General features: G+C 60.9%; 11 protein-coding genes. 3 read left to right on the top strand and 8 right to left on the bottom strand.

Annotation, left to right across the window (positions count from 1 at the left end; genetic code table 11):
• Positions 1-86 precede the first annotated feature (86 nt).
• Positions 87-803 (bottom strand): phosphoglycolate phosphatase, encoded by a 717-nt coding sequence (locus ABH945_RS33345; protein WP_429253455.1) that lies wholly within the window; start codon positions 801-803, stop codon positions 87-89.
• A 15-nt stretch (positions 804-818) separates the two neighbouring features.
• On the bottom strand, positions 819-1502 hold the full coding sequence (gene rpe, locus ABH945_RS33350; protein WP_074765945.1) for a ribulose-phosphate 3-epimerase: 684 nt from the start codon (positions 1500-1502) through the stop codon (positions 819-821).
• A gap of 275 nt (positions 1503-1777) precedes the next feature.
• Between rpe and apaG the strand changes: the two genes are divergently transcribed.
• Positions 1778-2152: a Co2+/Mg2+ efflux protein ApaG gene (gene apaG / locus ABH945_RS33355; RefSeq protein ID WP_074765943.1), complete on the top strand. Its 375-nt coding sequence runs from the start codon at positions 1778-1780 to the stop codon at positions 2150-2152.
• A gap of 81 nt (positions 2153-2233) precedes the next feature.
• Here apaG and ABH945_RS33360 read toward each other — a convergent pair whose 3' ends face one another.
• On the bottom strand, positions 2234-2395 hold the full coding sequence (locus ABH945_RS33360; protein ID WP_429253456.1) for a hypothetical protein: 162 nt from the start codon (positions 2393-2395) through the stop codon (positions 2234-2236).
• A gap of 28 nt (positions 2396-2423) precedes the next feature.
• Between ABH945_RS33360 and mltA the strand changes: the two genes are divergently transcribed.
• Complete coding sequence (gene mltA / locus ABH945_RS33365; RefSeq protein WP_074766582.1) at positions 2424-3548, top strand: murein transglycosylase A; 1125 nt, start codon at positions 2424-2426, stop codon at positions 3546-3548.
• Between the two features lie 219 nt (positions 3549-3767).
• On the opposite strand, the gene paaK is transcribed toward mltA, so the two are convergent.
• From paaK to paaN, 5 genes are all read right to left on the bottom strand, one after another.
• Entirely contained in the window at positions 3768-5072 is a 1305-nt protein-coding gene (paaK, locus tag ABH945_RS33370; RefSeq protein ID WP_074765941.1) for a phenylacetate--CoA ligase PaaK, read from the bottom strand.
• A 198-nt stretch (positions 5073-5270) separates the two neighbouring features.
• Entirely contained in the window at positions 5271-5732 is a 462-nt protein-coding gene (gene paaI / locus ABH945_RS33375; protein ID WP_074765939.1) for a hydroxyphenylacetyl-CoA thioesterase PaaI, read from the bottom strand.
• A gap of 1 nt (position 5733) precedes the next feature.
• Entirely contained in the window at positions 5734-6525 is a 792-nt protein-coding gene (gene paaG / locus ABH945_RS33380; protein ID WP_429253457.1) for a 2-(1,2-epoxy-1,2-dihydrophenyl)acetyl-CoA isomerase PaaG, read from the bottom strand.
• Positions 6526-6576: 51 nt separating this feature from the next.
• Positions 6577-7779, bottom strand: coding sequence for a 3-oxoadipyl-CoA thiolase (gene pcaF, locus ABH945_RS33385; RefSeq protein ID WP_074765935.1), 1203 nt, complete (start codon positions 7777-7779; stop codon positions 6577-6579).
• 125 nt (positions 7780-7904) lie between these two features.
• Positions 7905-9605: a phenylacetic acid degradation protein PaaN gene (gene paaN / locus ABH945_RS33390; RefSeq protein ID WP_429253458.1), complete on the bottom strand. Its 1701-nt coding sequence runs from the start codon at positions 9603-9605 to the stop codon at positions 7905-7907.
• 137 nt (positions 9606-9742) lie between these two features.
• On the opposite strand from paaN, the gene ABH945_RS33395 reads away from it, so the two are divergent.
• The gene (locus ABH945_RS33395) at positions 9743-10519 is read left to right on the top strand and encodes an enoyl-CoA hydratase (protein ID WP_429253459.1); all 777 of its coding nucleotides are present in this window, start codon (positions 9743-9745) and stop codon (positions 10517-10519) included.
• Positions 10520-10651 lie beyond the last annotated feature (132 nt).

Here is a 10651-nt window from a genome sequence, read left to right on the forward strand (position 1 = left end):
GCGACCAGCGACGCCAGGGCCAGGCTCCCCGGTCGATGCTAATCAGACTCCGTTTTTTATTCAGAAACATGAGGTTGAAGGACTTTTCAAGTCGTGGAATGGTGCGCTGCGATCGCCTTGGCGGCATCGGACAGCGAGGCAACTATACCATCGGATTTTATTGTTTGTATAGCTTGGCCGTGGTTGTAGCCGTACGGCACGGTGAGCGTCGCCATACCCGCCGCGCGGCCCGCCAGCGCGTCGTTTTCCGAATCGCCGATGGCCACCGTAGCCTGCGGTTCGACGCCCAGTTGCGCCGCAGCGGTAAGCATGGGCAACGGGTCCGGTTTCTTTTTCGGCAGACTGTCGCCACCGATCACGACGCTGAAATATTGGGCAAGCCCGTACTGTTCAAGCAATTCGACCGCGAACCGATGCGGCTTGTTGGTCACGCAGGCGAGCTTGAGGCCGGCGTCGCGCATGGCTCGCAAACCAGCCTCGACATCGGGGTAAAGCCGTGTGTGCAGGCCGTTGATCTTCGCGTATTCGGCCTGATAGATCGCGAGCGCCTCGTCGAAGCGGTCTTGCGCGTGCTCCGTCTCGAAGCGCGGCGCGAGCACGCTGCGGATCAGATGCTCCGAGCCCTTGCCGACATAACCGACCACCTCTTCGCGCGACGTTTCCGTCGCGTCGAGTTGCGCGAGCATGCCGTTCAGGCCGGCTGTGAAGTCGTCGGCGGTATCGATCATCGTGCCGTCGAGGTCGATGATCGCGGCTTGCAGGCGCGGGCCGGTGAAGGTCGGGGCAGGGAACGGAGCGGTCATATTGCGTGCGGGTAATCAGTGCTGAACGTTGGCGAGCGCGGCGCGCATCTTGTCGATCACGACCTTGTGATCGGGCTGGCCGAAGATTGCAGAACCTGCCACGAATGTGTCCGCGCCAGCCGCCGCAATTTCCGCGATGTTGTCGACTTTCACGCCACCGTCCACTTCCAGATGGATCTCGCGGCCCGTGCGTTCCTTGTAGGCATCGATCCGCTTGCGGGCTTCGCGCAGCTTGACCAAGGCCTCGGGAATGAACGACTGGCCGCCGAAGCCCGGATTCACCGACATGATCAGCACGAGGTCGACCTTGTCCATTACGTAATCCAGATGGCTGAGCGACGTGGCCGGGTTGAACACCAGGCCGGCCTTACAGCCGTGATCGCGGATCAGCGAGAGCGTGCGGTCGATATGGTCCGAGCCTTCCGGGTGAAAGCTGATGATATTGGCGCCGGCCTTCGCGAAGTCCGGCACGATGCGGTCGACCGGGCGCACCATCAGGTGCACGTCGATCGGCACGTCAACGTGCGGGCGGATAGCCTCGCAGACGAGCGGGCCGATGGTCAGGTTCGGCACGTAATGGTTGTCCATCACGTCGAAGTGAATCCAGTCGGCGCCGGCGGCGACGACGTTGCGGACTTCTTCGCCCAGGCGGGAGAAATCAGCGGACAGAATGCTGGGAGAAATGCGGAATTGCGTCATGGTGGGGGAGGATGCAAGCGGGAAAGCGTCATTTTACCGTTTTGTTCGCCTCAGAACCGCCTGGCCAAAGGTTATAAGCCCGCGCCTCAAGTTCTTGCGACGAAATCACAAATCGCCTTAATGGCCTTTGGCTCGAGGATTTGTCCGGTTGCGGGCATCCCGCGCATCAAGCAGAATGCCAATCCATACGCGCCGCATCGCCGGTACGCCGCAAACCATTGGCGTTCGGGCTTTCCCGCGATTTTCCATAGCAGTTTGATCAGACCGGAATCAGGATGAGCCAGTACGAATTCAGCGTGTCGGCGCAGGTGCAGTTTCTGCCCGAAGAGTCGGACCCGGAGCGCCGCCAGTATGCGTTCGCATACACGCTGACCATTCGTAACACCGGTCAGGTGCCTGCGCAGTTAATCGCGCGTCATTGGGTGATTACCGACAGCGATAACAATGTTCAGGAAGTGAAGGGCTTGGGCGTGGTAGGGCATCAGCCGCTGCTTAAACCAGGCGAGCACTTTGAGTACACGAGTTGGGCGGTGATTGCCACGCCGGTCGGTACCATGCGTGGCGCTTATTTTTGCGTGGCAGAAGACGGCGAGCGTTTTGATGCGCCTGTGTCGGAGTTCATTTTGCGCATGCCGCGTACGTTGCATTGAACCGGGGCGTTGGTCCGCGGTCTTTAAAACGGTTGAACGAGCGGTTGATTCACTATTAAGCGTGAAGTAGAGCGCCTTGCGTCACTGTGGTTTTTGCTGCTTCTGCTGTTCATTGGCTTTGGCGCGCGCCGTTTTCTTTTTGCCGGACGACGTCCATACGACGATGAAGACGAGCAGGAAGAGCGCGATGAGCGACTCCAGCGCGAAGATGAGCATCGGGTATTCGTCGAACAGATCAGACATGGCGGTTTCCATCAAGAACGAACATTGTATGCGTTTTGTCCGCACGGCCGGAGCATGGCTCGGCGCGCTTTCGGTAGCGGTAATGCTGGCGTCCTGCGGGGGCGGCGGCGCGGTCCGGTCGACGGTTTCGCCACCCACGGGCGCCGCGATCATTCCTGGCCAGATTGCCGCCACGCGGCTCACGGCCGTTGCCTGGCAACAGGTGCCGGGTTGGCAGGATGACTCGCTGATCGGCGCGACGGCTGCGTTGCGGCAAAACTGCGTGAGGCTGGCGCGTCAACCTAACTGGTCCCGCGCGTGTGCTGCAGCCGCGCAAATCGACGACCTCGACGTCACCAGTGCGCGGGCTTTCTTCGAAGCCTATTTCACCCCGTTCCAACTGGCCAATACCGACGGCACGCTCGACGGACTCGTCACAGGCTACTACGAGCCGTTGCTGCGCGGATCGCGCACGCGGCATGGCGTGTATCAGACGGCGTTGTATCGCTGGCCGTCCGGTTATCGCGCAGGCGCGGCGATGCCGGCGCGTGCTCAGCTTGAGCGTGCAGGTGTGCTCACCGGCAACGAACTTGTCTGGGTCGACGATCCGATTGAGGCGTTTTTCCTGCAGGTGCAGGGATCTGGCCGGGTCGTGATGGAAGACGGCAGCGTGATGCGCGTCGGTTTTGGTGGCACGAACAATCAGCCGTACAAGTCGATCGGACGCTGGCTGCTTGATCGAGGCGAACTGACGCCTTCGCAGGCGACCATGCAAGGCATCAAGGCATGGGCGCGCGCGAATCCGACGCGTGTCGATATGCTGCTCGATACGAATCCGCGATTCGTGTTTTTCCGCGAGATGCCGGCTGGTGAGAGTGTGCCGAGTGGTGGCGCCGATGGTCCGATCGGCGCACTCGGCGTGCCGTTGACGCCGGAACGGTCGATCGCGGTCGATCCGAGTTCGATTCCGCTTGGTACACCGGTGTTTTTGCAGACCACGCGTCCGTTGACGAACTCGCCGATGAATCGCCTGGTGTTCGCGCAGGACACGGGTTCGGCGATCAAGGGTGGCGTGCGTGCCGATTACTTCTGGGGCTTGGGCGACGATGCGGGCGATCTTGCCGGGAAGATGAAGCAGGGTGGCCGGATGTGGTTGTTGCTGCCGAATTCGTGAAGGCCTGGTGAGGCGGCTGCTTTCCGTACTTCTGTTAATTTCGAAGTCGAAGTGGCCGCCATGCGATTTGCGGATTTATAGATTTGCAAAGCACAGTTAGCGGCAAAGCCGGGTTTGACCGCCAGCCTGTGGCACCTCAGAGGAATAGCTGAAATGAAAAAACGGCGTCACGTGTGGATTTAAATCCACACGTGACGCCGTTTTACTTTTTACGCGTAGTTAAAGGCCCGATCTACGCTTGTCCACCACACGTCGCGCCTTACCCACCGAACGCTCGATTCCGTTCACGCCCAACACGTTCACTACCGCGCTCACGCCGATCAGCGCCTTGATGTCATAGGCAAGCGCCTGCTTTGCGGTGTTCAATGCGCCTGAATCCGGTGCGCTTTCCGGACATGGTTCGACGTTCAGCGTCAATACGTCGAGCGGGCCTTCCTTGGTCAGCACGATCTGATAGTGAGGCGCGAGCGCGCGCTGCTTGAGCAGCAGTTCTTCAATCTGCGTCGGGAACACGTTCACGCCGCGCACGATCATCATGTCGTCCGAACGGCCGGTGATCTTTTCCATCCGGCGCATGGTGCGCGCGCTGCCGGGCAACAGACGCGTGAGATCGCGCGTGCGGTAGCGGACGATGGGCAGCGCCTCCTTGGTCAGCGACGTGAACACCAGTTCGCCAAGTTCGCCGTCCGGCAGTACTTCACCTGTGTCCGGGTCGATGATCTCGGGATAGAAGTGGTCTTCCCAGATGGTCGGGCCGTCTTTCGTCTCCACACATTCAGACGCCACGCCGGGGCCCATCACTTCGGACAGTCCATAAATGTCGACCGCATTGATGCCCATGCGCTTTTCGATTGCCTGACGCATGTCGTTGGTCCACGGCTCCGCGCCGAAAATGCCGAGGCGCAGCGAGCAACTGGCCGGATCAATGCCTTGCCGCTCGAGTTCGTCCGCAATCGAGAGCATGTAGCTCGGCGTGACCATGATGATGTCCGGCTTGAAATCCTGGATGAGTTGCACCTGCTTTTCGGTCTGGCCACCGCCGAACGGAATCACGGTCAGCCCTGCGCGCTCGGCACCGTAGTGCGCACCGAGGCCGCCGGTGAAAAGCCCATAGCCATAGCTCACGTGGACCTTGTCGCCGCGCTTCGCACCGGCGGCGCGGATCGAGCGCGCAACGAGATTTGCCCACGTGTCGATATCGCGCGCGGTGTAGCCCACGACGGTCGGCTTACCCGTCGTGCCGGACGACGCGTGAATCCGCGAAACCTGTTCCTGCGGGACGGCGAACATGCCGAACGGGTAGCTATCGCGCAAATCCTTCTTCGTGGTGAACGGAAAGCGCGCGAGGTCGGCAAGAGTTTTCACCTCGCTTGGATGAACACCGGCTTCGTCGAACTTGCGTCGGTAGACCGGCGAATTTTCATAAGCGTGTGTCAGCGACCATTTGAGCCGTTCAAGTTGAAGCGCGACAAGTTCGTCGCGGCTGGCGGTCTCGATCGGGTCGAGCGGAAGGTCGGTGGTCATCGAATGTCTCCTTGCTGGCTCAATGCTTGTGTCTGATATACGGTGCGCTTGTACGCAAAACCGGGGACTGTCTGCAATTTTTGCGTGATGCCGTTGAGGCGCCACTGCGTTTTCACCACGGCGTTGTTGCGACATTCGTCGCTGTATCGCCGTAGGCCTGCATATATATGTGTGCTGCGCTCGCTGCTTTACTGGCGGTCAGTCGCCGGTGGGAATCAGGTTGCCTTTGATCTGTGCCGATTTGCCACGAAACATCGCGACGGTTTCCCCCGCGCGGTTCGTGACGCGAATATCGTAAATGCCGGTGCGCCCACTCAGCGTCTGTTCCATGGCTTCAGCTGTCAGCACTTCGTCGCGCGGTACCGGCTTCAGGAACTCGATCGAGCATCCTGCCGCAACCGTGTTGATGTTGTAGGTATTGCAGGCGAACGCGAACGTCGAATCGGCGAGCGTGAAAATTAGGCCGCCGTGGCAAATCTGATGGCCGTTCAGGAAGTCGTCGCGGACGGCCATGCGCAAACGCGCGTAGCCGGCGCGTACTTCGAGGATTTCCAGGCCGAGCGCCCGGCTGCAAGCGTCGTTCTCATACATTGCCGCGGCGGTTGCGCGGGCGAGTTCGTCGGGCGTCATCTGGGTGGCGTGGTTAGTTTGGGTGGACATATCAGCGACCTTCGAAGCGCGGCGCGCGTTTTTCCACGAACGCCTGTACACCTTCGGCGTAGTCGTGAGACGCACCGAGTTGGCGTTGCAAATCGCGTTCGAAATCGAGTTGATGGTCGAGCGTCTGCGTGACGCCGGCACGCATTGCCTGCTTGATCGCGGCGATCGCGCGGGTGGGTTGCTGCGCGAGTTGGGCCGCGAGCTTGGCTACGGTGGGCGCGAGTTCCGCGTCGTCGAGCGCTTGCCAGATCAAGCCCCAGCTTTCGGCTTTTTCCGCGCTGAGTTTGTCGCCGGTAATGGCGAGTCCCAACGCGCGCGCCATGCCAACACGCTGCGGCAGGAACCAGGTGCCACCGGAGTCCGGCACGAGGCCGATTTTCACGAACGCCTGGATGAAACTGGCGCTTCGAGCCGCGAGCACGAGGTCGCAAGCGAGCGCGAGATTGGCGCCGGCGCCCGCAGCCGTACCGTTGACCGCCGCAATGACCGGAAGAGGCAGCGCTTGCAGCCGGCGAATCAGCGGATTGAAGTGCTCGTCGATCAGATCGCCAAGATCGGTCATGTCGCCCGGCGTGAAATCGAGGTCGGCGAGATCCTGTCCTGCACAAAATCCGCGACCGGCACCGGTCAGCACGAGTGCTCGGACACTGGACGCTTCGACCTGATCGAGCGCTGCGCTCAGTTCCTGATGCATCGCGCGCGTAAAGCTGTTGAGCTTATCCGGACGGTTCAGTGTGATAGTCGCCACATGGCTCGATGGATCGATGTCCAGGCGAATCGCTTCATATGACATTGGGTGTCTCCTCAAAGTCTCATCTGGCCGAAAGGCGCGCCAGCGTTGCTGTCAGATCCGCTCTATGACCAACGCAATACCCTGACCCACGCCGATACACATCGTGCAAAGCGCGAAACGGCCGTTGATTCGTTCCAACTGGTACAACGCGGTCGTAATCAGACGCGCCCCCGATGCACCAAGAGGATGGCCAAGCGCGATGGCGCCGCCATTCGGATTCACTCGCGGATCGTCATCGCGCAGACCGAGTGTGCGCAGCACGGCCAACCCTTGCGATGCGAATGCCTCGTTCAGTTCGATCACGTCGAATTGTTCGAGCGTCATGCCGAGTTGCTTCAGAAGTTTTTGCGTTGCTGGCGCGGGACCAATTCCCATGATGCGCGGCTCGACGCCCGCTGTCGCCATGCCGACAACTCGTGCACGGCGACGCAGGCCGTATTGATCAGCCGCCTGTTGATTCGCGAGCAGCAGCGCGCAGGCACCGTCGTTCACACCGGACGCATTGCCCGCCGTTACGCTGCCGTCCGGACGAACCACGCCCTTGAGTTTCCCCAAGCTTTCGATCGACGTTTCCCGCAGGTGTTCGTCGAGAGTGACTCGCACCGGGTCGCCTTTCTTCTGAGCGATTTCTACGCCGACAATTTCGTGGGCCAAGGTACCGTCGCGCTGTGCGCGGGCCGCTTTCTGCTGACTCGCGAGCGCGAACAGATCTTGATCTGCGCGGCTGATACCGAACTCTACTGCGACGTTTTCTGCTGTTTCCGGCATCGAGTCGACACCGTACTGACGTTTCATCAACGGATTGATGAAGCGCCAGCCAATAGTCGTGTCGTAAATGTCAGCCTGACGCGAAAACGCGCTGGCCGCCTTGCCCATGACGAACGGTGCGCGCGTCATGCTTTCGACGCCACCCGCAATCATGAGGCGCGCCTCGCCCGACTTGATCGCACGCGCGGCCGTGCCGACCGCGTCCATGCCCGAGCCGCACAGGCGGTTGATGGTTGCACCCGGTGCGTCGGTGGGCAGGCCTGCCAGCAACGCGGACATGCGCGCTACGTTGCGGTTGTCGTCGCCGGCCTGATTGGCGCAGCCGTAGATCACGTCGTCGAGCGCTCGCCAGTCCACGCCGGGATTGCGCTCGATCAGCGCACGGATTGGAACGGCGCCGAGATCGTCCGCGCGGACGTCCTTCAGGGCGCCGCCATAGCGGCCGATTGGAGTGCGAATCGCATCGCAAATGAAGGCGTCGTTCATTGGAGTTCCCGCTAAAAACGGATCAGCGAGCAATGCCGATCCGATGTCTCATGTTAGTTGGGGTGCACGGCCCGGTCCATTCGGCCAAATGGCATAGGACGAAGCCGTGCTTTGTCTTATGACGTTCAGCCAGCTACCGCTGGGGCTGCTTTCGGTTCAACATGAATGCGGCTTTGCACTACGCGGAAACGGTTTGCGACGAAGGCCGCATCGGCCAGCGCGGCATTGGCAGCCGGGTTGGCGCCCGTGCCGTGGAAATCGGAGAATGCAGCGGACTGGTTGACGAATACCCCGCCAGTCAGATTGACGGAGAGCGCTACGCCGCCGCGAATCGACGCTTCGTGTGCTTCTTCGAGCACAGCTTCATCGGTGCTGTAGACCGACAACGTCAGCGCACCGTGCTCGGCGGCGATTGCGCCCGCAAGGTTGAGTGACTGCGCAGTCGAATCTGTCGCGATGACGAAAGAGATCGGGCCGAACCATTCGCGGGTGAACTGTGCGTGGTCGTTAGCGGCATCGAGTTGCAGAACGAGCGGCGTGCGCACACGAGCATTGGCAAAGGCAGGGTGCTCAAGCGTCTGGCTTTCGACGAGAACGCGACCGAGCTTCGCGGCTTCGTCAATGCGCTGCGTGACGCCTTCGTTCTGAATCGCGCCCAGCAGTTCCACCGCGCGGGCCGGGTCGGCCACGAGTTTTTGCACGGCGCCGGCAATGGCCTGAGCGACTTCGTCGAAACCGAGCGTGCCGTCAGTCGTGCGGATGCCGTCGCGCGGCACGTAAATATTTTGCGGAGCGGTACACATCTGGCCCGAGTACAACGCGAGCGAAAAGGCAATGTTGCGGGCAGCAGCTTTGATGTCGTCGACCGAGTCGATCACGATCTGGTTGACGCCGGCTTTCTCGGTATAAACCTGTGCCTGGTGCGCGTGGCGCTCGAGCCAGGTGCCGTTCTGCGTGCTGCCCGTGAAGTCGATGAGTTTGATTTCCGGCCGCAAAGCCAGGTCCTGAACGAGTGCGCCGTCGTTCGGTTCGGTGGCGAGCAGCGTGACGACGTTCGGATCGAAGCCGGCTTCGCGCAATACGTCGCGTGCAATTCGCACCGTCAACGCGAGCGGAAGAATCGCGCCCGGGTGCGGTTTAACGATGACTGTGTTGCCGGTGGCCAGGTCGGCGAAGAGGCCGGGGTAGCCATTCCATGTCGGGAACGTGCAGCAGCCGAGTACAAGACCGGTTCCTCGCGGCACCACCGTGTAGCGCTTGCGCATGGCGAGCGGCGGGTTTTTGCCTTGGGGCTTTTCCCAGTGAGCGTCGGCCGGGATTCGTCGCAACTGGTCCCATGCATAGACGACTGCTTCAAGCGCCCGGTCCTGAGCATGCGGGCCGCCGGCTTGAAAGGCCATCATGAATGCCTGGCCGGTCGTATGCATGACGCTGTAGCCAATTTCAAAGCTGGCTCGATTTACTCGCGTGAGAATCTCGAGACTCACGCCGATCCACGCCTGCGGGCCGGCGGCGCGCCAGTCGCGCTGGGCGGCAGCGGCGGCTGCGATTAGCGCGTCGGGGTCGGCTTTCGGGTAGCGAATGCCGAGCGGGAAGCCGAACGGCGAGACTTCGGCGCCGATCGTTTCCCCGGTCGATGGTTGATCCAGATCGAATGTCGTGTTGAGAAGCGCTTTGAATGCGGCTTCACCGTCCGCGTTAGCTGTTTCCCCGTACACTTTTGGACTGGGCATCTCAGCGAACGGGCTCCAGTAACCTCGCGTTTCGACCGCGGTGAGTGCCTTTTGCAGCGTGTCTTCGTGCTTGGTGAATAGCTGATGTGTCATAGCAGAGGGGCTTGGCTGTACGTTGGGGAAAAGCCTGTCTAATAATTGACCGACCGGTTGGTTGGTGAATGGTAGCATCATTAATCGAGCCACGCGAAGCGTTTTCGCGTGTGATTAACCATTAGGAAGGAGGCGGCATGGCGTACGAGAACATTCTGGTTGAGACGCGAGGGCGGGTTGGATTGGTCACATTGAATCGTCCGAAAGCGCTGAACGCGCTGAACGACGCGCTGATGGACGAGTTGGGCGCCGCGCTGCGCGAGTTCGACGCGGACGACGCGATCGGTGCGATCGTCGTGACCGGCAGCGAAAAGGCGTTTGCCGCCGGGGCCGACATCGGCATGATGGCGACGTACTCCTATATGGATGTCTACAAGGGCGACTACATCACCCGCAACTGGGAGGCAGTGCGTTCCATCCGTAAGCCGATCATTGCCGCGGTGGCCGGCTTCGCTCTGGGCGGCGGTTGTGAGCTGGCAATGATGTGCGACATCATCTTCGCTGCAGACACCGCGAAGTTCGGGCAGCCGGAAATCAAGCTCGGCGTAATGCCTGGTGCTGGCGGTACGCAGCGATTGCCGCGTGCCGTGTCAAAGGCCAAGGCAATGGATCTTTGCCTGACCGCCCGTTTCATGGATGCAGCCGAAGCCGAGCGGGCCGGGTTGGTATCGCGAGTTATTCCGGCGGCCTCTCTGATTGACGAGTCGATCGCGGCAGCCGCGACCATCGCCGAATTCCCCTTGCCCGCGGTGATGATGGTGAAGGAGTCGGTCAATCGCGCATATGAAACGACGCTGGCCGAGGGCGTGCATTTCGAGCGCCGCCTGTTCCATTCGCTCTTCGCGACCGAAGATCAGAAAGAGGGCATGGCTGCCTTCGTCGAGAAGCGCAAACCGGTTTTTAAGAACCGTTAATACGCTTGTCAAAATAACACTTGCAACTGCCTGCGCAGCTCGCTAGAATCTCGCTCTTTCGTGCTTCGGATACCGGAGCACGGGGAAGCGGGAAAGCCAGCAGTGGCAAGGCTTCCAGCGAAGTAGGCAGGT

The organism is Paraburkholderia sp. GAS333, assembly GCF_050435665.1.
Lineage (GTDB): Bacteria > Pseudomonadota > Gammaproteobacteria > Burkholderiales > Burkholderiaceae > Paraburkholderia > Paraburkholderia fungorum_A.

Bases quoted from the DNA above. Each gene is read 5' to 3' on its own strand.
- ABH945_RS33345 (WP_429253455.1), bottom strand. From the start codon at position 803: ATGACCGCTCCGTTCCCTGCCCCGACCTTCACCGGCCCGCGCCTGCAA.
- mltA (WP_074766582.1), top strand. From the start codon at position 2,424: ATGCGTTTTGTCCGCACGGCCGGAGCATGGCTCGGCGCGCTTTCGGTA.
- apaG (WP_074765943.1), top strand. From the start codon at position 1,778: ATGAGCCAGTACGAATTCAGCGTGTCGGCGCAGGTGCAGTTTCTGCCC.
- ABH945_RS33395 (WP_429253459.1), top strand. From the start codon at position 9,743: ATGGCGTACGAGAACATTCTGGTTGAGACGCGAGGGCGGGTTGGATTG.
- ABH945_RS33360 (WP_429253456.1), bottom strand. From the start codon at position 2,395: ATGTCTGATCTGTTCGACGAATACCCGATGCTCATCTTCGCGCTGGAG.
- pcaF (WP_074765935.1), bottom strand. From the start codon at position 7,779: ATGAACGACGCCTTCATTTGCGATGCGATTCGCACTCCAATCGGCCGC.
- paaG (WP_429253457.1), bottom strand. From the start codon at position 6,525: ATGTCATATGAAGCGATTCGCCTGGACATCGATCCATCGAGCCATGTG.
- paaN (WP_429253458.1), bottom strand. From the start codon at position 9,605: ATGACACATCAGCTATTCACCAAGCACGAAGACACGCTGCAAAAGGCA.
- paaI (WP_074765939.1), bottom strand. From the start codon at position 5,732: ATGTCCACCCAAACTAACCACGCCACCCAGATGACGCCCGACGAACTC.
- paaK (WP_074765941.1), bottom strand. From the start codon at position 5,072: ATGACCACCGACCTTCCGCTCGACCCGATCGAGACCGCCAGCCGCGAC.
- rpe (WP_074765945.1), bottom strand. From the start codon at position 1,502: ATGACGCAATTCCGCATTTCTCCCAGCATTCTGTCCGCTGATTTCTCC.